The organism is Cryobacterium breve (assembly GCF_004402375.1).
GTDB classification, from domain to species: domain Bacteria; phylum Actinomycetota; class Actinomycetes; order Actinomycetales; family Microbacteriaceae; genus Cryobacterium; species Cryobacterium breve.
Genome location: NZ_SOGJ01000027.1, coordinates 46,463 through 70,700 on the forward strand (window position 1 = coordinate 46,463; position 24,238 = coordinate 70,700).

Here is a 24,238-nt window from a genome sequence, read left to right on the forward strand (position 1 = left end):
CGTCGGGAAGTAATATATAGCGATTAGTTTGAATTTCAAACTATTCAAGACACGTAATCTTCTGTGTTGGAATAATAGAGGAGTCGTCGTTAGGGTAGAGGCGGAATTGCCGGCGATTCGGCTGGGTTCGCGTTGTTAATCTCGGGAGAAACCATGTTCAAGGAAAGTGGCACTGTCCAGGTTCTTGAGGGTGTTACCGCTGCCGTGATCGTTCTGCTGCGAGCCTTGGACAAGACCCGTGCGGGGATGGCGGCGGCGGCAGGTTTGACGGGGTCGGAGATTCGCGTGCTCGTTCGGATTTCGGAGGCGGGCCGGGTGACGCCGAAGATGCTGGCCGGGTCCACAGGCCTCTCGATGGGGGCGGTCACCGCGATCTGTGACCGGTTGGTCGCTCGGGACGTTGTGCGTCGAGTCGCCAACCCGGTTGACCGGCGAAGTCTGTTCCTGGAGCTGACGGCGACGGGCGAGACGCTGATGAGCAGCATTTACGGCGATTTTCGGGCGAGGATCGGCACTGTCCTGGAACAGCAGTCCTTCGCCGAACAATCGCTTCTCGAGGCGCAGTTGCTCAGTATCGCGGCGGCGCTTGGCTACGACCTGGAAGAAGGACTTGCCGGAACTCAGATTCCAGCAGCGAACAGCGCGTGACGGATGCCGCAGAATCGCCCGTTTCCGGCACGGCGGAGTACGTTCGGACTATGAAGTGGGCAGTTCTCAATCGAAGCAGCAGCCGGAAGCGCAGGTGCGAGTGCCATGCGTGATCGATTTGAGGCAGCCGAAGGAGCGTTGACCGCGTTGGCCGGTGATGAATCGCGGTTGTATGAGCCCCTGTTGGGGGTGCTGCCGGTGGACGGGCTGTCCATCTCGACGTTCGGCGATTTTCTTCCTGCCGAGACGATCTCGGCCAGCGATGCGCAATCGATTCGACTGGACGAGTTGCAATTGGATCTTGGCGAGGGTCCCTGTTGGGATGCGCTGGCGACCCGGGCCCCGATTCTTGAACCGAACATCCGTCACCGACCGACACGGGTGTGGCCGGCGTTCTCGGAGGCCATCATCGCCGAAGGCCTGGGTGCGCTGTTCGCCTTTCCCCTGCTGCTGGGCCCCCTGCGAATCGGGGCCATTGATTTGTACACAAACAGGCCGGGACGCCTCAGCGATCTGAGTATCCGGCAGACCTCCGGTCTCGCGACCGTTGTCAGCCGCCTCGTCCTCGCTCGCGCCATCCGGCTGGCCGAGGGCGACATCGAGGGCGACGCTGACGCCCGCCGACAGTTCTCCCGGCGCGAGGTGCATCAGGCCACGGGCATGGTGTTGGCCCAACTGGGGATTCCCGCCACAGACGCGCTCCTGGTCATCCAGGGCCACGCGTTTGCCGCCGGCCGGCCCATGCAGGAGGTCGCGCAGGAGATCATCGACCGGCGCCTGAGTTTTGCGGTGAATGAGAACCAGATCGAGGGCTCTCATGATTGATGCAACGAGAGAAGACCGCTTGATCGATACGTTCGCGACCTTGGCGGACACCCTTGTTGCCGGTTACGACGTGGTGGATCTCCTGCAAACGCTGGTGGAGAGCTGCGCCGCCCTCTTCGACATTGCGGCAGCAGGCATCCTTCTGGCCGACGGAGACGGCGAGCTCGAAGTCGTCGCCTCGACCAGCGAAGCCAGCCGGCTGGTTGAGGTGATGCAACTCAGCGCCCGTGCGGGCCCGTGCGTGGAGTGCTTCGCCACCGGCGCGGTCGTCTCACTGTCTGACGTGGAGAACAGCCCGCCCGCGTGGCAGCGTTTTCGTGACAGCGCCAGGGAACAGGGTTTCGCTGCGGTCCATGCCATCCCGTTGCGGCTGCGGGAGACGACAATCGGCGCCCTGAACCTGCTGTCCACTGTTCCCGGCACCCTTCGGCAACAGGATGTGCGGGCAGCCCAGGCGTTGGCCGATGTGGCCACGATCGGGATTCTGCAGGAACGCACCCTCCGAGAGAGCAATTCGGTGCGGGAGCAACTGACGAACGCGTTGACCTCTCGAGTCGTGATTGAGCAAGCCAAGGGAGTGATTTCGCATTCCCGCGGAGTCTCGATGGAGGAGGCCTTCGTTCTGCTTCGGAATTACGCTCGCAGCAACCGCGTGATGCTGTCCCAGGTTGCCCAGGAACTCGTGGACCAGACTCTCGTTATCTGACCCGGGAACGAATCGACCGAGTCGACACACACGCCGTGGCGAAGATGCGCGTACCGGCCCTCGAGCTCTATGTCGGAGACCCAGGCTCGTCGGCTAACCCGCGAGCCGGTGTCGGGCAGCTCCTGGGAGCAATACTGCTCCCGGGGCGCGGCCGATCGCGCCGATCACATTGCCGGAGACGCTTCCGGGAACGCCGGTGGGCGGGTTTAGATTCGCCCAGCCCTTTCCGCACTCTCACCATCACACCCAGCCAACGAAAAAAGACAGCAATGGCTCGCCTGCTCAAATACATCCCCGTCGTCGTGACCCTGGTCACCAAATACCTGCGCAGCCGGCAGGGCAAGGCCGCGATCCAGAAAGTGCGGTCATCGCGGCGCCGACCGAGGCCCGCAGGCGCCACCCGACCGAGGTCCTGACGGAGTCGTCGAGGGCGTGGGGTGGTGGGCTCTGTGGAGGATGGGCGCGTAATATTGGCAGAGGAGTTCGGCGAATCGGGCATCGCCACACCCGCCGACGTCGTCTCGACGTCGCAAGGCACCCCGAACTCGTCACGAACGAAGGACGCACCACAATGACATCCACCATCTCCCTCGACTCCGCACGGTCCCTAGACGCCGCAGGCGTCGCCCGTTACATCGACCACACCCTCCTCAAGCCTGAGGTCACCGACGCCGAGGTGACTGCGCTCATTGCAGAGGCCGTCGAGCTCGGCGCCTACTCCATCTGTGTTTCCCCGTCGATGCTGCCGCTGAGCATCCCGACCGGCACCGACCTGAAGGTCGCGGTTGTCTGCGGTTTCCCCAGTGGCAAGCACCACAGCATCATCAAAGCCGCAGAAGCCGCACTCGCCATCGAGCAGGGCGCGGACGAGGTGGACATGGTCATCGATATCGGGGCTCTCAAGGGCGGCCGATTCGCCGATGTGCAGGCCGACATCGCGGCCGTGCGCGCCGGCGTCCCCGCGCCGGGTGTGCTCAAGGTGATCATCGAATCCGCTGCGCTGACCGATGCCGAAATCGTCGCCGCGTGTGAGGCATCCGTTGCCGCCGGAGCCGACTTCGTCAAGACCTCCACCGGCTTCCACCCCGCTGGTGGGGCCACCGTGCACGCGGTGCGCCTGATGAAGCAGACCGTGGGTGACCAGGCCGAGGTGAAGGCGTCGGGCGGGGTGCGCAGCTTCGATGACGCCCTGGCCATGATCGAAGCCGGTGCTACCCGCCTCGGCGTCTCCGGCAGCGCCGCTCTGCTCTCCGGTGCCACTCCGGCCGAATCGGCCGGCAGCTACTAACCGTCTTGAGCCCCTCCGGGCTGAGCCCGGAGGGGTGCAGAGCCGCCGACATCGACACGCTCAACCCAGGGCTGACTCCACGACGGCGGCCCTCCTGAGGAAGTTCGGTGGCCCTGAAGCGCTGGCTCTGACCCGCGACTGCCCCCGGGAGGCAGGCGGAGGTCGGCTTCGATCTGTACGCTGAGGCTGGCGGCAGCGCCTGTTCGGTGCCTGCGACGGGGGGATGATTCGCGTGAATACCGTCGTACCGGGGCTGCCTCCGCTCGAATGGGTAAACGGTGATGGTCTGGCTGAGACGTCCGCACCGGATGTCCTCCACCTGACTGCCGCTGCCGGCGTTGATTGGACCAATGATGCCTTCGGCGGGGCGCAACAGCACGCCGCGACCCTGCTCGGTTTCGTGCCGACGGAGGACTTCTCGCTGTCGGCACGCGTACGGGTCAGGGGTGCACGAACAACGTTCGACGCTGCCGTCCTGGCGATCTGGGGCGACAATGACCACTGGGCCAAGCTCTGCTTCGAGAATTCGCCCCAGGGTCACGCCATGGTCGTTTCAGTGGTGACGAACGGGTTCTCGGATGACTGCAACTCGGTGCTGGTCGCTGAGGAGGTGGTCTATCTCCGCATTGTTCGATCAGGTGCCGGCTGGGCTTTCCACTCGTCCGCCGATGGTCGCGACTGGGCATTCGTCCGTGTCTTCCGGCTTGATTTCGCCGGTCCCGTGCGTGTCGGCTTCCTCGCACAGGCACCGATGGGCGACCGGTGTGACGCTGAGTTCGACAGCATCGGCTACAGCACCGACGTTCCGGCAGACTTCCGGAATGGGAGCTGACCTCCCGTGCAGGCGTCGTCAGCTGCGCCCGCAGTGGCGTCGTCGCTGCCCCCGGGCAAGTCAGGCCTCGGTCACCTGGCCGTTCTCGACCTGCCAGTGCCGGTCCGTGTGCACGTTGGTCAGCATCCGTCGGTCGTGCGTGACCAGCAGCAGTGTGCCCGAGTAGGACTCTAGAGCCTGCTCGAGCTGCTCGATGGCGGCCAGGTCGAGGTGGTTCGTGGGCTCGTCGAGCACGAGCAGGTTGATGCCGCGCGCCTGCAACAGCGCCAGTCCGGCGCGCGTGCGCTCGCCGGGGGAAAGGTCGGCGGCCGGACGGTTGACATGGTCGGCCTTCAGCCCGAACTTCGCGAGCAGAGTGCGCACCTCGGCCGTAGACAGATCGGGCACGAGCTCCTCGAAGCTGGACGCGAGGGCCCGGGTGCCGTCGAGCTGGGCCCGGGCCTGATCGATTTCGCCGATACTGACGCTGGCGCCGAGGCCGGCCAGGCCGGCATCCGGAACCTGGCGACCGAGAAGCGCGCGCAACAGCGTGGACTTGCCGGCCCCGTTAGGACCGGTGATGCCGATGCGTTCGCCCGCGTTGACCTGCAACGACACCGGCCCAAGGGTGAAGTCGCCCTGGCGGAACACCGCGTTGCTCAGCGTGGACACCACCGAGCTCGACCGGGGCGCGGAGCCGATCGTGAACTCCAGCTGCCACTCCTTGCGCGGCTCGTCGACCTCCTCGAGGCGCGCGATGCGGCTCTCCATCTGGCGCACCTTCTGCGCCTGCTTCTCGCTGGATTCGGCGGATGCCTTGCGCCGGATTTTGTCGTTGTCTGGCGCCTTCTTGAGGGCGTTCCGCACGCCCTGGCTCGACCATTCGCGCTGGGTGCGGGCCCGGCCCACCAGGTCGGCCTTCTTCTCGGCGAACTCGTCGTAGTGTTCGCGCTTGTGCCGGCGGGTCGTCTCGCGCTCCTCCAGGTAGGAGTCGTAGCCGCCGCCGAAGATCCGGTTCGCGCCCTGCGCGAGGTCGAGTTCGAGCACCCGCGTCACGCAGCGGGCCAGGAACTCGCGGTCGTGGCTGACGAGAACGACCCCGCCGCGCAGGCCCGTGACGAATGACTCCAAACGCTCCAGGCCGTCGAGGTCGAGGTCGTTGGTGGGCTCGTCGAGCAGCACGATGTCGAAGCGGGACAGCAGTAGGGCACCCAACCCGACCCGGGCGGCCTGGCCGCCGGACAGTGCGGTCATCAGGGTGGCGTCGGCAGCGCCGAGCGTGAGGCCGAGGTCGGCGAGCACCACGGGCATCCGCTCATCGAGGTCGGCGGCGCCGCTGGCCAGCCAGCGTTCGAGGGCGGCGGAGTAGACGTCGGCGGGGTCGAGGCCGTTCGGGTGGGGGGTGGGCGAGAGGTCTCCAAGAGCGGATGCCGCAGCATCCATCTCGAGGGTCGCCTGGGTGCAACCGGTTCGGCGGGCGATGTAGCCGGCCACGGTCTCGCCGGGAATGCGCTCGTGCTCCTGCGGTAGCCAGCCGACGAAGGCATCGGCCGGCGCGAGGCTCACGGTGCCGGACTGCGGCTCGGCCAGGCCGGCGAGCAGGCTCAGCAGGGTGGATTTGCCCGATCCGTTCACGCCGACGACGCCCACGACGTCGCCGGGCGCGACGGTGAGATCGAGTGACTCGAAGAGGGTGCGGTGCGCGTACCCGCCGGCCAGGCCCTTGGCCACGAGTGTTGCGGTCATCCGTCCATTTTCTCAGACTCGCGCCGCGCCCGCTTGCGCGCTCCGCCGTCGCACCGCGGTGCGCAGTCCTCCGGCGGTTTGCGCGCGCGGCGCACCCTGTGGAGGCGGGCGCACGCTCGACCGTGCGCCCGTCTCCACAACCTGCGCCGCGAGCCCTGGCCATGGCGTTCAGGCCGACGGATTCCTGCGGGCACTCAGGCAGGGACCGGTTCCGCCTGCCGCCGCGCGAGAGCGGGCGCTCGGCCTAGCGGGCTGGTGGAAGGAGTGAGCACGGGGCTCGCAGCGGCAGCAGCGGGGACGGACGCCCGCGCGGGTGCAGGAACGGACTGGCGGGCGGGTGTCAGCGCGAGGGTGAGGATCCGCTCCAGGAGCACGGGCGCCGCGTTGTGCCGGAAGGACAGAACGACGCGGGCCTCGTGGGGGTTCTGTCCGGGCGCCCCGGGGTTTCCGGCACGGTGGGCCGCGGCAGCCGCCGCGCGACCTGCACTACCTGCGGCAGCCGCCGCGCGACCACCACCGCCAGCAGAGCTTCCCGCCGGGCCGGCTGCCCCCTCCAGCTTGGCGAAGTGGGTCTGGCCGCGGCGCGGGCCGGCGCTCGTGTCCACGCAGACGCGCAGGGTCGGCGCGCGTTCCGGATCGATATCACCGGTCGCGAACGCGACGGCGAGCGAGTTGGGTAGGGCGAAGCGCCGGGTGTTGAACTGCTTCCCGCACTGCGACAGGCAGGTATCGAGCATGGCGGCCAGCGCCTGCTGAGTCAGCCCAGACGCCGAGACCAGTTCGCGCCGGTGGGTTTCGCCGAAGGCGTGCTCTGCGCCAACATCGAGCGGCACGAGGGTGACCGGCCAGCTGGCGGCAAACACGTCGGCGGCGGCCGTGGGATCGGCGGCGATATTGGCCTCGGCGAACTTGCCCGCGTTGCCGGGCGCGAAAACGGTGCCGCCCATGATGGTCACCCGGCGCACGAGGCGGGGCAGTTCCGGGTCAAGGTAGAGCGCTTCCGCGAGGTTCGTCAGCGGGCCGACCGCGATGATCTCAAGCCGGCCCTGGTGCTCGTGCGCGAGGCGAATCAGCAGTTCCGTCGCGGTCCCCGCCACCGGATTCCGCCGCGACCGGGGCAGCACGACGTCCCCGATCCCGTTGCGGCCGTGCATATGAGTGGCCCCGCGTCGGGACACCCCGCTCACGGGCTCACAGGCTCCGACCGCCACCGGCACGTCGTCGCGCCCGGCGGTCGCGAGCAGGCTGAGGGTGTTCGCCGCGGCGACGGCCGGGTTGACGCATCCGTTCACCGTGCCGATTCCGACCAGACGGATGCCCGGCGTCGCCAGCAGGAACGCGATCGCCAAGGCGTCGTCGATCCCGGTATCGCAATCGAGGTAGATCGGCCGGGGCTGCGGAGCCAGTGTGGGAGTCATCGTCGACCATCCATCTCATCGTTCGGGTGTGGAAAAGAAGTGCGGGTGATCATGCGCCGATTTTCGCTGCGGGGCGCAGAGCAAGGGAGGTGAGGAACGAAGCCAGGGTGAGGCCCACGGAGATCCAGAGGGCCGACTGGAATCCGGCGGCCGTGCCCGCGGCCACGACTGGCGCGACGAGGGCGATGCCGACGCCGATTCCGATCCCGAAGCAGGCGCCGTTCAGGCCCGGGAGGGCCCCACGGGCCTCGGGCGGGGAGTTGAGCACGGAAACGCCGTTGACTGAGCTCTGGAACAGGCCGAGGTAGAAGACGCCCATCACGATCAGCAGGCCGAAGATCACCCAACGGTCCAATGCGAACACGGCGATGGCCACCGAGATCAGCGCGATGACGCCGCTGCTCAGCCGCAGGGCGGTGATCCAGCCGATCCGCACGGCAATCCAGCCGGAGAAGATCGCCGCCGTGACGCCGAAGAAAGCGGTGGGGGTGAGGTAGAGCAGGGCTGACATCGACGCGGAGAGCCCGTAGCCCACCTGCGCGTTCTGGCTGAGCAGCACCAGGGTGAAGTTGACCGCGGAGTAGACGCCCGCGAGCGTGAAGACGGTAGAGAGCAGGAGCGGCCACACCTGACGCGAGCGCAGCGCGTGGATGGGGATCAGCGGTTGACGCGTGCGGGTTTCGATCATCACGAAGACGACGCCGCTCACGACCGCGCCGAGAAGATAGGCCGTCGTCAGCGCGTTGGACCAGCCGGCGGCGGAGATCTGCGCGATCAGGCTCGTCAGCAAGACCAGGAAGAGAGAGAGGATGCCCGCGCCCCACCAGTCCATCGACCCCTGCTGGGTGCGCGGCTCATCCCGCGGCACGAAGAGGGCGACGCAGCTGATCGCGACCAGCCCGAGGGCGAGGGTGATCACGAACAGGAATCGCCAGCCGATGGTGTCGGTCACGAATCCGCCGACGAAGCCGTCGACCCCGAACAGGCCGCCGTTGACCGACGTGATGATGCCCACCGACACGCCGAACAGGCGGCTGTTGAGTCGTTCCGACAGCAGGAGGAAAGAAATGGTGAAGGTGGCATTGGCAGCACCTTGGAGCACCCGCCCGATCAGCAGCAGCGGCAGGCTCGGGGCGAGCGCGCAGATCACGGTGCCGACCAACACCATGGTCAGCACGATCACGAGGCTGCGCTTACGGCCGAGGAAGTCGCTCCAGCGGGAGAAGACCATGCTGAAGACCGCGCCGGCGAGGAAGAACACCGACTGCACGCGCGCGACGTCCTGCATGCTCTCGCCCAGCTGCCGACCCACGGCCGGCAGTGCGGCGGAGAGGAGAGTGGCGTTCAGCTGGAAGGTCAGGATCGCCAAGACCAGTGTGCCGATCAGCACCGCGGCCGACCGGGGAGCCCGCGCGCGCACCGCAACCGGAGCTATTTCGGGGGGAAGCACGAGCATGACAAGACTCCTTCATTGGAGCAACCACAAGGTCGACACGCTTAGTGTACATGCTTGTTATACAAGTGCGTGCGATGGCAGGATATGCTCATCCCACCGACCTGGGGAGAAAAATGGATCGACGCACCGAAGCGGCCCTGGCAGGTCCGCTGGAGACGAACGGAAGCCTGCCGCTGCGGGTGGCCGTGTACTCCCGTATCACGGAGGCAATTCGCAACGGGTCCCTGCCGGTCGCATCCCTGCTCCCCTCGGAGTCCGAGCTCGGCACGGCCATGGGAGTCAGCCGCACCGTGGTGCGGGAGGCCCTCATGCTGCTGGAGGAGGACCGTTTCGTGCGCTCCCGCCGGGGCATCGGACGCTTCGTGGCTGACCGGATGCCGCACCTCGGGTTGCAGAGGATCCGTCCGATCGAGGACCTCCTGGGCGAGACCGGCCCCGCCGTGCTTGTGCGGCGCACCCAGAACGCGCTGCAGTCCGAGTCGCCCGCGTTCACCGCCGACGCCATCGGTATCCGTACCGAGGAGCCGTCGTGGTTCCTGGAGAGCGTCATCTCGAGGGACGGCGCCCCCATCGCCCTGATCCAGGAGCACGTTCCGGCCGGTCGGCTGAGTGGGCTCGGCGAGGCGGCGGTGGCGGCGGTGGCGGCGGTGTCCGAGGGCTCGGAGCGCAGCGCGCTCGCCGCGCTCATCGCGGTGCTCGGACCCACCTTCGGACCCGGCGAAACCGACCTCACGCTCGGCGTCCCCGGTGCCACGCGCGGCAAGCTGCTCGGGCTGCCGGCCAGCAGTCCGGTGCTCATTCTCACCCAGACCCTCGAGCTGAGGGGCCAGCCGTTCTACCTCTCGAAAGCCTTGATCAACACGGACTTCGTGCAGCTGACAATCAGCCACGCTGCGCAATCCTGAGCAGCGCGGCCTCGAGCGCCGCCACGCAGCGCCGCCACGCAGCGCCGCTACCGCAGCGCCGCCACGCAGCGCCGCTACCGCAGCGCCGCTACCGCAGCGCCGCTACCGCAGCGCCGACACGTTCAGCGCGATCGCCTTGAAGTTGGCGATCCGCTGCTCGTAGCGGGCGGCCAGAACGATGAGCAGGATGCCTCCGGCCCCCAGCCACAGCCACCACGGGACCGCGCCGTAGGCCCGCGAGATCCAGGGCCAGAGCTGCGCCACCCCATGGATGAGCAGCACCACGGCACCGATCACGAACGGTGCCTGCAGCTTGCGCATCAGCCCGACGACGATCACAAGCGTGGCGACCAGGCCCAGCACAACGATCCGCCAGAGCGCGCCCTCGGTGACGTCCTGTAGCAGTGAGGGCACCAGGAGCACCAGCAGGCCAGGGGCGAGCCACGGCCAGCTGCGGGAGTGCGGCACCGCGTCGAGGTGTAGCCGGCCGCTGGCGAGCAGGGCGATCGCGAGCGGAACGCTGACGATCTCGATTGTGTCTGGTGCGCCCCAGGCAGCTCCGGCAGCCACGGCCACAGCGCCGGCCCCGATGGATCCCCAGGCAACAAGGCGGCCCGGCCGGCTGGCGTCGAACCAGAAGGCCGCGAGGTGCAGTGCGGAGAAGGTGAAGACCAGCAGGATCACGCGGATGGTCGCCAGCGGCACGTAGCCGAGAGCGAACACCTCGGCCGCGAGGGTGCCCAGGATCGCCAGGACGAACAGGCCGTAGCCGGTGCGGCGGGCGGCATCCGTCGAAGGGGCGATTTCGTCGTGCGGGGTGCGGCGGGCGGCGGTCACCAGAGCGGTGGCCGCCGCGACCACGATGAGCAGGGTGGGCAGTAGCCAGGCCTCGAGTCGGGCGTCCGGGCCGAGCGGCGTCTGCCGCAGCAGCGGCAGGATGCGGGCCCCGGTCGTCAGGGCCACAGCCACCAATCCCACTCCGACGGCCGGCCAGCAGCCGGCCGAGCACGAGGGCGACGCCCACCGGAACGGTCACGAGTTCGATCGGCTCGGGGAAGACTGCGGTCAGTGCGGCGAGCACGGCGACACCGGCTGCGGCGATCGCGACCCCACCGAGGGAGCGACCCTCACCGCTGCGGTCGAAGCGCACCACGAGGACGTGCGCGGCGGCGAAGGTCCAGGCGAGCAGGATCACGCGGGGCTCGGCGAGCGGCGCGAAGTCGAGCGCGAGCACCTCGGTGAGGAGGCCCGCGACGAGGGTAGACACGAGCACGCCGTAGCCGAACCGACGCCCGCGGGCTGCGGTCGGTGCGGATGCGGCTGCTCCGGTGCCGGGCGTTCCCGGCCCGTTCGCGACCGCCGCGATGGCGCCTGCTCCGATGCCGAGCAGCAGCAACACGGCGGGTAGCAGCCAGGCTTCGAGCCGGGTGTCCGGGCCCACCGGGTCCGTGCCGAGCAGCGAACGGATGCGCGTCCAGGCGACTACCGCAACCGTGAGGGCACCTACGCCGAGCGCGGGCCAGGCCAGGGCTGTCCAGCGTGGGCGGGACAGCAGGAATGCGCCGCCGAGGCCCAGGGCCCCGCCGAGCGCCAGGGCGACGATCGGGCGGAGGAGCCCGCCGCCGGTGCCGCCGACGAGGGCGCTGGGCAGCAGCGCCAGGGCGAGGCCGGCCGCGATGCGCCGGGCCGCCGCGGAGCTCAGTCGTTGGGCGGACTCGGTCGTTGCACTGGGCAGAACCGGTCGGGAGAGCACCTGGCCCACGACCACGGCCAGGGCAAGCGGCATGGTCCCAAGCTCGAAGGGCTCGGTGGCTCCCGTCAGCACGGAGCTCAGCGCGGCCACGGCGGCCAGGCCGGCGGCGGTCCAGCCGACGCCCACCGTGAGCGGCGCGCGCGGGCGCCACAGGGCGAGCACGTGCGTCAGGGACAGGGCCAGCACGAGCACGGATGCCCGCAGGCCGGTCACGACGTCGCTCCCGCTCCCGGCACCCCAGGTCAGGCCCTCGTCCCGGATGCGGGATCCGGCCCAGCCGAGGGTGCTGATCTCGGCGATGGTCAGGAGGGTGAGGGCGAGAAGCAACAGGGCGATCGCGGCGAGACGGCGGGACGACCGGGTGGCGGCATCCGTCTGCCTGGACAGCAGGAAGGCCCCGGCGATGACCGCCGCGAGCGGCAGGAGCCAGTATTCCAATCGGGCATCGGGCACCCCCGGGTCGCTGAGCGCCGCGGTGGCCTGCACGACGCTGGTCAGCACGAGTCCGGTGGTGCCGGCTGCTGCCGCGGCCGCGAGGTAGGCGGAGCGCGGCGGCGCCCAGCGCGGTACGCCGGCCCCGAGCAGTAGCACGGCGGAGACCGACGACACCAGTACCGCACGCAGGAGCGATCCGGTCGCCGAGGCCAGTGCGAGCGGCGCGATCGCCACGAGAAGGCCGGCCAGGGTGAGCAGGGCTGCCACCGGGCTGGCTGCTGCCGTGTGTTCGACCCGGCCGAACCGGCGGATCAGCACGGCCAGCAGCAGGAGAATCCCCGCAACCGGCAGCACGTAGGGCTCGGGTGCCAGGGTCCCGGCCCGGGCCAGGCCCAGCCACAGGCCGGCGATGCCGAGCGCGAGGGCCGCCCAGCCCAGATGGCGGCGAGGAGAGAGTGAGCCGAACAGGCCGTCCGGGGTGATGGCGGTGAGGAGGGTGGCCACGGCGGCCAGGAGCAGCATCAACCAGCCGAGCGGATGCGCCGTGCCGAGTGCCCAGACTGTGCCGGGCCCGAGAATGAGCAGAGCCCCGGACTCCAGCCCGATCCGGTCGCGGCTGCGGCCGCTCAGCACGCCGAGCGCGAGGGCGAGACCGCAACCGAAGAGTGCGGCCGCGGGAACCAGGAGGATTCGGGCATCCGTCGTCGTCGTGAGGGCCCGGGCGATGCTCCCGAGCAGAAGCAGCAGAACCGGAGCCACACCGATGGCGGCAATCACGCGCGGGACGGCCAGGATCTCGCAGCTGGCCGCAGTGCCTGCGGCCCGGTTGCCGCGCAGGAGCAGCCAGAGCAGGAGAGCGGCGAACAGCACGGCCGAGTGCGCGATGCCGGCGACCGGCCCGCCCTGGAGGAGAGTGGCGCGTTCGAGCGCGGAGAGGTCCTCGGCGATCGCCGCGATCGGCAGGGAGAACGCCACCACGGTCGGGGTGAGCAGGGTGAGGAACGCCCAGTTCCGGTCGGGCCGGGTGAGCAGGCGCAGCGGGAGTGCCACGAGCAACTGCGCCAGGGCGGTGGCCAGGGTGAGGGCGCGCGCGGCCTCCGCCACCAGGCCGGTGCCGGACCGTGATTCATGGAGGGAGAGCATGCCCGGCAGGGCGACGGATGCGATCAGGCTGAGCACGATTGCCCCGGACAGCAGCAGGCCGCGGGCCGAGGTCGCGCCGGCGGCGATGGTGCGGGCAATGAGCAGCCGGGAGCCGAGAAGCACTGCGATCGCAGCCACGGAGCCTATCCACCAGGTGGTGCTGCTCTGCCAGCTGATCACGTAGCCGAGGCCGATGGTGACCACCAGGAACGTGCGCACCACGACCCGGAACGAACCGAGCGAGAGCCGGCCCCCACGCTCGAGCAGCAGGGCGCCGAGCGAGAGGAACCCGAGCAGAACGTAGATCAGGGTGACGGGCAGCACCGGGCCGGAGAACGGCACGGCGAGCACCGCGATGGCCAGGAACAGCCAGGCGAGAACCCGGCGACGTCCGGTCAGGACGCGTCCGATCTTCCAGGCGAGTCCGACCAGGAGCCCGACGGCGGCCAGTGTTCCGAGCGCCCAGACGCTGTTCGCCCGCACCGGGGCCGGCGCTGCCTCGCCTGTGAGGCCGTGGCCGAGCAGGACGAGCAGGGGGAGTGCGGCGAACGAGACGACGAGCACGGCGAGGGAAGCGGCGATGAGCGTGGCCGTGCTGCCGCCCACGATGAACGCGGTACGGGCCGGTCCGGTGCTGCGGCGGCGCGCCAGGAACTCGGCGCCGAGGGTGATCAGGGTCGCGATCAGGAGCGGAACGATGATCGCCAGCGTCAGATCGTCGGCGCGGTAGGCCACCAGGGGAACGACCGTGGTGAGTGTCAGGGATACCAGGCCGGCGCAGAAGTAGGCGAAGCCCGCATAGACCGCACCGGTCTCCGCGCGGCGCAGCACGAGGAGAAGGTGCAGCACGGCCGTGACCGTGACAGTGCAAAGGGTGAGGAACGGTGCGACGGTCGAGTCCGGGCTGACGAACGCGCTCGTGAGGGTGGCGAGCACGAGTGCCAGCCCGCCGAGGGTGAGCACGGTGATGCGTTCGGGGACCCGGTCGGCCGAGGGCCAGAAGTGGCGCGCCGGGGTCGACAGGGGATCGGCGGCATCCGTAACTGCGGAGTTTTTCGCGACCCGCGGCATCCACTGCCCCGGGATGCGGCGTGTCGCCGAATTCTCCTCAATTGCGTCGTCCGCGGGGTCGCCGGTGGTGCCTGCGACGGCGCTGGCGGTGGTGCCGGAAGCGGAACCTCGCCGCGGCAGGGTGAGCGGATGCAGCAGTGCGCCGACGGCGGCTCCGAGGAAGCCGACGAAGAGGCGCAGTGGCTCGTCCTGACCGGAGGCGAGGCCGGCGGCCAGCAGCCCGAGGCCCGGGGCCGCGGCGGCGAATCCGGCCACGCTGGCGACGCGCAGCCCGGACAGGGCGTGCCAGAGGAGGAAAAGTGCCGTGCAGGTCACCAGCGTCGTGCCCCAGTAGGTCGGCCAATCGGCCGAGGCGAGACCGAACAGGTCGTTCTGTCGCAGTGCCCAGGCGTCCAGAAGCACGAGCACCACGGCCAGCACGCCGATTCCCTCGGCGGTGGCGACGAGGCGTTTACGGCGCAGGACGCCGGCCGTGATGAGTGCGGCACCGGTGGTTGCGGCGACGATCGCCGAGCGCACCTCGAGTCCGGCGAAGATCCAGGTCACCGTGAGGAAGAAGATCGCCGCCACCGAAACCAGGGTCACGCCGACCAGAAGGAGCAACACCTGGACGCTCGACCGTTTGGGTGCTCCGGGAACGGATGCCGCAGCGGCCGGCACCATCACTGCAGGTGGTGCTGCGGGCGGTGCTGCGGGTGGTGCTGCAGGTGGTGCTGCGGGCGGTGCTGCAGGCGTTGCGACCAGAGGCGCAACGCGCTGCGCCGCCATCTGCGCTTCGGCGACCTCGAAACGGATGCGTCCGATCAACTCGCGGCGGCGGTCGAGGGAGGCGGCGGCATCCGTGGACGCGGTCAGCAGCAGTGCCGAGGCCGGGTGTCGCAAGTCGAGGTCGCAGGTCGAGCAGACGGGGGAGCGCAGCACGGTTCGGCAGGCGGGGCACCGGGTGGTGTCGGTGAGCTCGACGGTGTTGCGCGGCCAGATGACGGTGCCGGCGAACTCCGCATAGGAGTCACCTGAATCGGTTCGTGACATCGTGGCCCCTCGCTGGATGTGAACGTCCCCAAGGCTACTGGGTAGTCCGTCCAGCCTCTGCCCGCGCAGTCAGCCGGTGGAAGGCGGGCCGCGCCTGCCTGCGCACACGCCTGCCTGCCTGCGTGTCCGAGCCTTCCCCGGTCAGAGTCGGTGCTCGGCCAACCAGTCCACGAGCACGCGTTCGAACTCTTTCGGCCGTTCCAGGTTGGGCAGGTGCGCGGTGTCGCGGAAGGTGCAGCCCGTGACATCAGGGAGCGTCGACAGAAGGTATTCGTATTCGGCCAGGTGTGGGGTGAGGTCGAACTCGCCGACCGTCACGAGCGCGGGCACCTCAATGTCGCTGACCTGGTCGAAGGCGGGTGGCTCGAGCGGAATCGGCGTCGGGGACTCCTCCCCATGCGCGGCGTTGACGCGGCCCAGCGCATAGGCCGCGGCCGCGAATTCTGGGTCGAGGTCGGCCTCTTTGCGCAGCGGGCCGAACGCCCAGAGCGCCACCTCGAGGCGCGCCAACCGGTGCCAGTCCTGGGCGTGGAACGCGGCATCCATCTCGTCGAACCTTATGTCCTCGAGATCGGTCAGCTCAATTTCGGGGAACCCGCTGGGTCCTGCTCCCACGGTCACCAGGCCGTTCACGCGGTTGGGGCTCTCCGCCGCCAGGTCGATGGCGGTGCACCCGCCGCGCGAGCACCCGATCAGTGTTGCCGACGCCACCCCCAGGTGGTCGAGAACCGCGCGGGCGTCGGCGCGGGCGGCGAACTCAACGTTCTCGCTGGTCGTCTGGCCGCATCCGCGGCTGTCGAAACGGATGACGAAATGGTCGGCGGCCAGCGCGTCGATCTGCGGGTCCCACATCCGCAGGTTCGCGATGCCGGCGTGCAACAGAAGGAGCGCCGGTGACGATACGTGGCCTGCCGTCTCGTAGTAGAGCGACGCGCCTGGAACGGTGAGGTGAGGCATGATTCAGCGTAGGCGTGCGGTGGTCGCCGCGGCAAGGGAAAACCCCTGAGCAGACGAATCGTCGATCATTGAATGCTGCCGGCGGTGACCGCGGTGACGTTGTGCGATCAGACAAATTGACATCCGTTGGGGCAGGAGTCAGACTCTATAGATCGATATCGATCGATGAGTTGGTTGACGGCCGCTTTGGGCCACGACGTGGACCCACGACCGGGACCAGCGGATCAGCCCAATGGCGCTCGCCCCAGAGTTGCGCGACGCCCCCATCAACGCCCCGTCGACTGCGCCGTGACTGAGTGGGTATGTACCGTGGACTTGTGTGTCCCGGCTTTCCCGCGAACTCTGGCTCGTTCCGCGCGGCCGAAAAATCCGAGGAGCACCATGAACGCTTTCATCACGACTACCACCACCAACTCGGTCCGAATTGTCGGCACCTACGTCAGCGAATCACGCGCCCACATCCTCGTGCCGAACGGGTACGTGAGCAACGTCCGGTCAGACCAGACCGCTGGTCGATACGTGTCTCACAGCTGACTGGAACCGTACGGTCTCCGGGGCAGGTCCGGGTGCCTCATTGCTGTCGCCGAGACCAGCCGGATGACCCTGGTCGGTTTGCTCGTTGAGGTGCGCCCGACCGACCACGCCGCTCCAGATGTTTCATCTCCATTCTCCTCGCGGCGATGGCATGGGCGTAGTTCCACTGGGAGGGCGTTGGAGGAGGTCGAGCCTCAGCCCTGGCCGCCACGGCAGTTTGGGCAGGCCTATGGCCCATCCGGCAGGATGGGCCATAGGCTGATTCCGCCCCAGAGTCTCTCTGGGGGTGGTGTCTATTCCAAGATGCCGCAGGCGGCCGGATCCGTTGCTTCTGCCGGCAGGTTCGGGTCGAGTTCGCTTGCACCTCGGCTGAAGTCATACTCGCCGTTGCCGTTGTAGTCGACGCCATGGATTACAACAACGCCTTCGCCCTCGCGGATGGAGTCAGCGATTTCCTTTGCCGTTCCTGTTCCGCTGGGGCCGGGGTATCCGGTTCCCGCCACCTTGGTGATGTGGAGATTGTCGCGGCTGTAGTGGTAGCTGCCGCTTTCAGATACCGGGAAGCGGGTGACGTCCAGGAAGCTGGCCGGTGAGGTGTCCCCTGTCGTCGTGAGTGAGACGACGACCGGTCCGTAGGCGGGAATCCCTTCCACGGTGTTCAGCCGGCCATCACCGTTGCGGTCCAGCGCGATGGTGGGGCACTCGTTCAGGGCTTGGTTGCCATAGTGAATATGTTGAGCGTGCGGGGCGTCGGGCGTCAGTCCGGAGGCGTGCACTTCTATGTGCTTGATCTTCTGGTTACGGACTGTCGCGGTTGCAGTGCCGGATGCCCCCGAGCCGTTGAGTTCCGCAAGGTTCGCGGTCAACGTCACCGTCTTGGGGGTGCGTTCGAGTTGCGTGGTCTGCGCTTGAGCTGCTCCGGATCCAAGTACGGCTGCGGCGAACAACGCAACAGTCGAAACTCCGAGAATCCCAATGGAATGTCGTTTCACGATTTACTCCTTGGTCAGCGGTCAACGAGGAGTTCCCGTTGATCATAGGTGGTTCGGAGCGGACAGTAATGAGGTTTGGTCATGGAATCAAGGCCAGTTGCGCGACCGGCGTCCGTGTCGGTCTCGGTCAGATGACTTTTTCGGCGAGGAATCGATCATCGCGGCTGGAGCCGAGCCGGCCGGGCTCCGGCACATATCGCAGCGTCGCCCTGTCATTCCGCCGGCGCCAGCGATGCCGAGCGCAAGCCCGAACCGATCGGTGTGGTTCCCACCTGCCGGCAGAACGACCGGTCGCAGTTTTCCCAGTCCATCCGGAGCCATATTGAACTAAGGTTAGGCTTGCCTCAGTAGGACTGCGGGTGAGAAATTCGACCAGAGACAGCCGTGCGCACCGACAAAACAGATGATGCATTCCCACCCGCAAGGACACGCGCGGTGAACCCATCGACGAGGACCCAACGTGTCCCGGCGAGCGGTATTGATGGCCTCCAACTCCTCTACGGAGATCCGACCGCGACTGCTCTTGTGACCTCGACTGGAACCGTCAGCTACGCCGAACTGGACGAACTGGTCCGTGGCCGACGGGAATTACTGGGAAACGGCCGCCGACTCGTCATGGTGTCGTGCGCGAACGCCCTGGAGCCCTTGGTGACGTATCTCGCCGCGCTGGCGGCGGGCCATCCAGTTCTCCTCGTGGCCGGCGACGGGGACGAGCCGAGCCAGGAGCGCAACAGGAACGGGCTCCTTGAGCGTTATGACCCCGACGTGGTTTTGGCACCCGTCGGCGGCGAATGGCGCCTGGATGAGCGACGTGAGGGAAGCAGACATACGTTGCACCCCGAACTGGCACTGCTGCTGAGCACCTCGGGTTCGACCGGTTCGCCGAAACTCGTTCGGCTGTCACGCGAGAATGTGCGCAGCAACGCGAGAAGCATCGCCGACTACCTCGCCCTGACCGCGCAAGACCGGGCAGTCACAACCCTGCCGATGCACTACTGCTATGGGCTCTCAGTCGTGAACAGCCACCTGATCTCCGGGGCGAGCCTGCTACTCACCGAGCGTTCGGTGGTCGAGTCTGAATTCTGGAATGAGTTTGAAGCGGCAGGGGCCACTTCCTTCGCCGGCGTTCCCTATACCTTCGACCTTCTCGATGCGACCGGATTCGCTGGGCGCCAATATTCGAGTCTGCGCTACATCACTCAGGCCGGCGGCCGACTCGGCCCCGACCGGGTGCGCGATTACGCCCGGCTGGGGCAGGCACGTGGGTTCGATTTCGTCGTCATGTACGGACAGACGGAGGCGACCGCACGGATGGCCTACCTGCCGCCGGAGTTGGCGGCGACCCGGCCTGAATCCATCGGAATCCCGATACCGGGCGGGCAGTTCCGCATCGATGACGCCGACAAGGACTCGATCGGTAACCTCGTGTACTCCGGGCCGAACGTCATGATGGGGTACGCGGAGGGCCCGGAGGAACTCGCGGCCGGACCGATCGTGAGGGAGTTGCGCACCGGCGACCTTGCCCGTCAGCACGACGACGGACTCTTCGAAATCGTTGGGCGAAGCAGTCGTTTCGTCAAGATCTACGGCCTGCGGATCGACCTCGACCGGGTCGAGCAGCTCCTCGACGACGAGGGTGTCACAGCCCGGGTGGTCAACCTTGAGGAACGCCTCGTGGTCTTCGTGCGAGAGCGGTGGGCCCTCGGGCTTGCCGCGCCGATCGCCGCGGAGGCGCTTGGTGTGCCCGAGCACATCGTGCGAGTGCATCTTGTCGATGAGTTCCCCCTGACGTCCAGCGGTAAGCCAGACACCGCGAGTCTGCTTCGGAAGGCGGCGGTCCTCGAGCGAGAAGTCCCGTCGGTGGATGGCGCAGGGAGCGGGACGGCGGAAAATATTAGGGCGCTCTACTCGACCCTCCTCGACCGCCCGGATGCGGTCGTAGACGACAGCTTCGTCGCGCTGCACGGCGACTCGCTCAGTTACGTCGAAGTCTCGGTGCGGCTCGAGCAGATGCTCGGCACGCTACCCAGGGACTGGCCCGCGAAATCGGCTCGGGAGTTGGCCAGCCACCGAACCGCACCGTCCGGGGCGCGCCCCCGACGGTCACTGGCGCGCGTGGAGACGTCCGTCTTGCTGCGGGCTATCGCCATCGCGCTCATCACGGGGACGCACGCCAACCTCTTTCACGTGCAGGGTGGTGCCCACCTGCTGCTCGGGATACTGGGCTACAACCTGGCCCGATTCCAGTTCGCCGATGTACCTCGGCCAGTGCGTCTCGGGAAGCTTGTTCGCAGCGCCGTCCAGATCTTCGTCCCGGCCGTGCTGTGGATCGGCGGAGTGGCCCTGATCGGCGGGATGTACGAACCCGCAACGGTCTTCATGCTGCACAACCTTCTTGGCGGCGATGAACGCTGGACCGTGCAATGGCAGTACTGGTTCCTGGAATCGGTCGTGTGGACGATCCTCGGCCTGGCGCTTCTGTTCTGTGTGCCCCAGCTCGACCGGATCGAACGCCGATACCCCTTCGTTTTCGCGGCGTTCTTCTGTGCGGGGGCGCTTTTTCTGCGCCTTCTGTTGACCGGAGGGGTCGAGGCAGGGCCGACCGAACGGTATTCGCTGCCGATCGTGCTCTGGCTCATCGCTCTCGGATGGCTCATCGCGCGTTCCACGGACGTCAAGCTGCGGGTGCTGAGCTCGGCGGTCGTCGTGCTCTCCGTTCCGGGTTTCTTCGGCGACCCGGCCCGCGAGGCGATCACGATCGCGGGACTGCTCCTCCTCCTCTGGATTCCGGCCGTGCCCCTCCCTCGGCTGGTGGTGCCGGTGCTGAGTGTCGTGGCCTCGGCATCGTTGTTCGTCTATCTCGTCCATTGGCAGGTCTTCCCGCTTCTCGGGGACGACGTACCACTGCTTGCCACCCTTGCCTCTTTCGCGGTGGGAATTCTCGCCTGGCGAGGGTATTCCGCACTGAGCGCTTGGTGGACCCGTCATCCCGCGGCCGCAACCCGCACGCTAGTGAGCAATGTGATCGCGACAAGAGCGGCGGCCAGTCGCGACCGGAGGGGCGAACATTGACGGCTGGATGGTTCGGCCGATCGGTGTGGGGGTCGCAGCGCAGCGAGGTTTTGTCGATCCGGTGTCGATCCGATTGCAGGGGACGCATGGGAGTTGAGTGGTCAACCCGGCCCACACGGTCGTAATTCAAATCAACGGTGAAGATGTCGGATTGATCGCCGTCAGAACTGAAACCGACTCTCATTGGATTGAGCATTTCTCCCTGGAGCCCGATTACCAGGGCCGGGGGATTGGCGGCGCGGTTCTCCGTCAGGCACTGGACAAGCATCGGGACCACCGACCCTCCCGCCTGAACGTGTTACGGGCCGGCCCTGCGCGAGTCCTCTCCGAGCGGCACGGCTTCGGTTTCGACCACGAGGATGCGGTTGACGTCTTTCTGGTCACGGCTGATTGACGACGAGGGCAACGGATTGATTTCAGGTCCCAACCATTCCCGAGCGGCGATCACGAGGGCCTCGACGCCGGTGTCGAGAGTGGGTTGGATGACCGGGGCGTAGTTCGGTGCGTGATTCGAGGGTTGCCGGGCAACGGTTTCAATGATGTCGGTAACCGATCTCGCGGTAGCGAAGAGAGCAGGGTTGCTGCCTCCCAGCAACCAGAAGCAGCATCGCGCGCCGGCTGCTGAGGCGAGGATGCCTACATCTTCGCTGCCGGTGACGGCCCCCGGTTCGATGACATTCTGCTCACCGAAATAGTCCTTGAAGACGGAACTGGTGCGTCTGGCCGCGTCCAGGTCGTTGGTGACGCTGGGAAAGCTCTCATAGACGTCGATAGTCGCCTCGCGCGGCGCGCCGGCGGTCATGGACTCACCTCGAACAATGCGCCGGATCGACGTGATCGCTGCCTCCCGTACGGAAGGGTCGAAGGAACGAAGACTGATCAGGATTTCGGCTGAGTCCGGGATGATGTTGTTCTTCGTTCCCGCGTGGAGGGAGCCGATCGTCAACACGAGGGTGGCGTTGGCGGCTGTTTCCCGAGAGACGATCGTGTGGAGCCGCAGCACGGTCCCGGCCGCCATGACGATGGGATCAATGGTGGTTTCCGGTCGAGAGCCATGACCGCCTTGCCCGTAGAGCACGATTCTGATGCCGTCTGCAGCAGCGAAGGCGGGTCCGGGCTGGAGTGCGACAACGCCGGCGGGGAGTGGTGAGACGTGCTGCCCCAAAACGATCTCTGGACGCGGGATACGGTCGAAGAGGCCGTCATTCACCATGGCCGTTGCTCCCGTGCCCAGTTCTTCGGCCGGTTGAAAGAGGACTTCCAGGGTGCCGTTCCAGGAGTCGGTTTCGGATGCAAGCCGCCGCGCAGCGCCGATCAGGCAGGTCACATGCATGTCGTGACCGCATGCGTGCATCACCGGAAGCTCGCGACCCTCCTGGTCGGTTCCGCGCGTGTCGCTGGCGTAGTCGAGTCCGGTTCGCTCCTGAACGGGTAGAGCGTCCATGTCGGCGCGGACCATGACTGTCGGGCCGGCACCGTTCCGGAGGATGCCGACAACCCCGGTGCCCCCGATTCCGGTAAGAACGTCGTATCCCAATCCTCGGAGCTCGGTCTCAACCAACGCCGCAGTCCGATGCTCCTGAAAAGACAGCTCCGGGTTCCGATGCAAATTCCGATAGATCGCGTCGAGGTTGGAGTCTGGGTCCGACATTTCATGCCCCTCCGATCGGGTGTGGTGACTGTGATCCAGGCCGCGGGGCCACCTGCCTGCACTCTGGCACCGTATCCGGATGCGGTGGCCCTGTCCCGATGTATCCGCTGCCTTTCGACGATTGATGATTATGAGCGCGGGAGGCGCCTGCCCCCGATGAGCAGCCAGAAGATCATGGCGGTCTCACCGACGAATCCGAAGAGGCCGAAGGTCGGGGTGAAGCCGGGCACGATGACGAGGCCGATGAGGTCGGCGATGTAGCCGACTCCGGCGATGCCGATCAGGATTCCGAAGATCTTCGGAATGAAGCCCGAGCGGATCGACAGGTAGGCGATCAGGAGGAGGGCAACCCCGAACAGGCCCAGGGCCGTGTTCCAGATCGACCCGAACGACTCGATGGCAGTCAACGCGGCCTCGGGGGAGCCGAGGTTGTTGAAGGCGAGAACGAGCTGACTGAGTGCGACCGTCAAAAACAGGGCGTACGTGGTTCTCATCAACCCCGCAACAGCGGAGACAACCCTGTTGACGGGCCTGAAGAGGGCGAAGGTGCCGGCGGCGGCGACAACATCCAGCACCACAACGACGCACATCGCGCCGATTCCGGCCAGCCACAGCGCCGGCGAGGCGGTGATCGCAGCGGCCGTCTTCGTCGCATCGTTGACGGTCACGAGCCCGTTGATGGCGATGAGATAGCCGAAGATCGACAGGAACACCATGGCAGTGAGGGCGATGCCCGCGACGAGGGCGCCGGTGCGTTGGGACCAGCGGAGGGGGTTCAGGGTGAACGCCTGTTCGGTAGCGCTGGGCGAGGGGTGCACTTGAGTGGACATGACTCACTTCCTTACGGTGTCAATGGAGATAACTTACGGCGTATGTTTATCTTGTAAGTCATTTTTATGTACGTGGTAAGCTTTGTCAACAGGCACGAGTGCGGGAGGAAAGAATGGCATCAGCGCGCAAAGCGGCAGTCGAGCCCCGAATCCGGTTGAACCGCGAACGAGTGATCGCTGCTGCCGTGCTCCTCGCCGATGCTGGGGGGCTAGAGGCTCTCACCATGCGGCGGTTGGGCGAGCACCTGAACGTTGAGGCCATGTCGATCTATAACCACGTGGCCAACAAGGAGGACCTCATCACTGGCATGGCGGATGAAGTCTTCGGCGAGATCGGATTGCCGTCCCACGGCGACGAGTGGAAGACGGCCATTCGCAAACGCTCGATCTCATTCAGGGATGCCTTGGCCCGTCATCCGTGGGCCACGACTGTTCGCGACTCCGGAACCAATCCAGGGCCGGCCACCCTCCGGCACCACGACCGGGTGATCGGAACCTTCCGCAACGGTGGGTTCTCGGTCGAGAAGACGGCCCACGCGTTTTCTGCGGTCGATAGCTATATTTACGGGTTCGCGATGCAGGAGAAGAGCCTGCCCTTCAGCACGCCCGAAGAGACGGCAGCGATGGCCGCGATCATGCTGGCGCAGCTGCCCCCGAACGAATATCCCTACCTGGCCGAGCTCACGGCCGACCACGTCCTGAAGCCCGGTTACTCCTACGGGGACGAGTTCCTGATCGGGCTCGATCTCGTGCTCGACGGTCTGGAATCCATGCGCGACACCGACTAGCTGCAGCGAGTCGAGCCGCCGTTCAGAACGGTGCGGGTTCGGGCGTTTCGTCAGACTTGGGCTCCGGCGTTGGTTCCGCTGATGGCGCCTCCGGTTTCACGGCGGGCGATGCCGAACGGATGACCGTGGCCGGCTCGCTCACGAAGGCGAGCCCCGTCGGCGACGTCCACTCGAGCA

Annotated in this window: 18 protein-coding genes; 10 read left to right on the forward strand and 8 right to left on the reverse strand. The window is 67.1% G+C overall.

Translation table 11 applies throughout. The features are described from left to right. Positions 1-204 precede the first annotated feature (204 nt). From E3O65_RS13445 to E3O65_RS13465, 6 genes are all read left to right on the forward strand, one after another. Positions 205-648, forward strand: a complete 444-nt coding sequence (locus E3O65_RS13445; protein ID WP_166785752.1) for a MarR family winged helix-turn-helix transcriptional regulator — start codon at positions 205-207, stop codon at positions 646-648. A 138-nt stretch (positions 649-786) separates the two neighbouring features. Continuing rightward, positions 787-1,473, forward strand: a complete 687-nt coding sequence (locus E3O65_RS13450; protein ID WP_166785753.1) for a GAF and ANTAR domain-containing protein — start codon at positions 787-789, stop codon at positions 1,471-1,473. Then, a complete protein-coding gene (locus tag E3O65_RS13455) occupies positions 1,466-2,179 on the forward strand; it encodes a GAF and ANTAR domain-containing protein (protein WP_134364246.1) in 714 nt (237 codons plus the stop codon). Before E3O65_RS13450 ends, E3O65_RS13455 begins: the two co-directional genes overlap by 8 nt. A gap of 269 nt (positions 2,180-2,448) precedes the next feature. Next, the gene (locus E3O65_RS16755; protein WP_166785754.1) at positions 2,449-2,595 is read left to right on the forward strand and encodes a hypothetical protein; all 147 of its coding nucleotides are present in this window, start codon (positions 2,449-2,451) and stop codon (positions 2,593-2,595) included. A gap of 155 nt (positions 2,596-2,750) precedes the next feature. Next, positions 2,751-3,467, forward strand: a complete 717-nt coding sequence (gene deoC, locus E3O65_RS13460) for a deoxyribose-phosphate aldolase (RefSeq protein ID WP_134364247.1) — start codon at positions 2,751-2,753, stop codon at positions 3,465-3,467. Positions 3,468-3,690: 223 nt separating this feature from the next. Then, positions 3,691-4,299 (forward strand): DUF1349 domain-containing protein, encoded by a 609-nt coding sequence (locus E3O65_RS13465; RefSeq protein WP_134364248.1) that lies wholly within the window; start codon positions 3,691-3,693, stop codon positions 4,297-4,299. 60 nt (positions 4,300-4,359) lie between these two features. Here the strand turns inward: E3O65_RS13465 and E3O65_RS13470 are convergent, their stop codons facing one another. From E3O65_RS13470 to E3O65_RS13480, 3 genes are all read right to left on the reverse strand, one after another. Continuing rightward, positions 4,360-6,024 carry an ABC-F family ATP-binding cassette domain-containing protein gene (locus E3O65_RS13470; RefSeq protein WP_134364249.1) on the reverse strand — a complete coding sequence of 555 codons (1,665 nt, stop codon included), beginning with the start codon at positions 6,022-6,024 and terminating at the stop codon, positions 4,360-4,362. Between the two features lie 194 nt (positions 6,025-6,218). After that, entirely contained in the window at positions 6,219-7,442 is a 1,224-nt protein-coding gene (locus tag E3O65_RS13475) for a nucleoside hydrolase (protein WP_134364250.1), read from the reverse strand. A gap of 49 nt (positions 7,443-7,491) precedes the next feature. Continuing rightward, positions 7,492-8,898, reverse strand: coding sequence for an MFS transporter (locus E3O65_RS13480; protein ID WP_134364251.1), 1,407 nt, complete (start codon positions 8,896-8,898; stop codon positions 7,492-7,494). Positions 8,899-9,011: 113 nt separating this feature from the next. Between E3O65_RS13480 and E3O65_RS13485 the strand changes: the two genes are divergently transcribed. Continuing rightward, positions 9,012-9,803 carry a GntR family transcriptional regulator gene (locus E3O65_RS13485; RefSeq protein WP_134364252.1) on the forward strand — a complete coding sequence of 264 codons (792 nt, stop codon included), beginning with the start codon at positions 9,012-9,014 and terminating at the stop codon, positions 9,801-9,803. 102 nt (positions 9,804-9,905) lie between these two features. Here E3O65_RS13485 and E3O65_RS17620 read toward each other — a convergent pair whose 3' ends face one another. From E3O65_RS17620 to E3O65_RS13505, 3 genes are all read right to left on the reverse strand, one after another. Then, positions 9,906-10,781, reverse strand: a complete 876-nt coding sequence (locus E3O65_RS17620) for an SCO7613 C-terminal domain-containing membrane protein (RefSeq protein WP_422386429.1) — start codon at positions 10,779-10,781, stop codon at positions 9,906-9,908. A gap of 4,597 nt (positions 10,782-15,378) precedes the next feature. Then, positions 15,379-16,194: an alpha/beta fold hydrolase gene (locus tag E3O65_RS13500; RefSeq protein ID WP_134364255.1), complete on the reverse strand. Its 816-nt coding sequence runs from the start codon at positions 16,192-16,194 to the stop codon at positions 15,379-15,381. Between the two features lie 827 nt (positions 16,195-17,021). Further along, positions 17,022-17,720 (reverse strand): CHRD domain-containing protein, encoded by a 699-nt coding sequence (locus E3O65_RS13505; RefSeq protein ID WP_134364256.1) that lies wholly within the window; start codon positions 17,718-17,720, stop codon positions 17,022-17,024. Positions 17,721-18,245: 525 nt separating this feature from the next. Here E3O65_RS13505 and E3O65_RS13510 point away from each other — a divergent pair. Then, the gene (locus tag E3O65_RS13510; protein WP_134364257.1) at positions 18,246-20,792 is read left to right on the forward strand and encodes an AMP-binding protein; all 2,547 of its coding nucleotides are present in this window, start codon (positions 18,246-18,248) and stop codon (positions 20,790-20,792) included. Between the two features lie 97 nt (positions 20,793-20,889). After that, entirely contained in the window at positions 20,890-21,186 is a 297-nt protein-coding gene (locus E3O65_RS13515; protein ID WP_134364258.1) for a GNAT family N-acetyltransferase, read from the forward strand. On the opposite strand, the gene E3O65_RS13520 is transcribed toward E3O65_RS13515, so the two are convergent. Then, positions 21,091-22,443, reverse strand: coding sequence for an amidohydrolase (locus E3O65_RS13520; protein ID WP_134364259.1), 1,353 nt, complete (start codon positions 22,441-22,443; stop codon positions 21,091-21,093). The genes E3O65_RS13515 and E3O65_RS13520 overlap by 96 nt on opposite strands. A 128-nt stretch (positions 22,444-22,571) precedes the next feature. Beyond that, positions 22,572-23,273, reverse strand: coding sequence for a DUF4386 domain-containing protein (locus E3O65_RS13525; RefSeq protein ID WP_134364260.1), 702 nt, complete (start codon positions 23,271-23,273; stop codon positions 22,572-22,574). A gap of 113 nt (positions 23,274-23,386) precedes the next feature. Here E3O65_RS13525 and E3O65_RS13530 point away from each other — a divergent pair, with 113 nt between their 5' ends. Next, the gene (locus E3O65_RS13530; RefSeq protein ID WP_134364261.1) at positions 23,387-24,061 is read left to right on the forward strand and encodes a TetR/AcrR family transcriptional regulator C-terminal domain-containing protein; all 675 of its coding nucleotides are present in this window, start codon (positions 23,387-23,389) and stop codon (positions 24,059-24,061) included. The last annotated feature ends 177 nt before the right edge of the window (positions 24,062-24,238 follow it).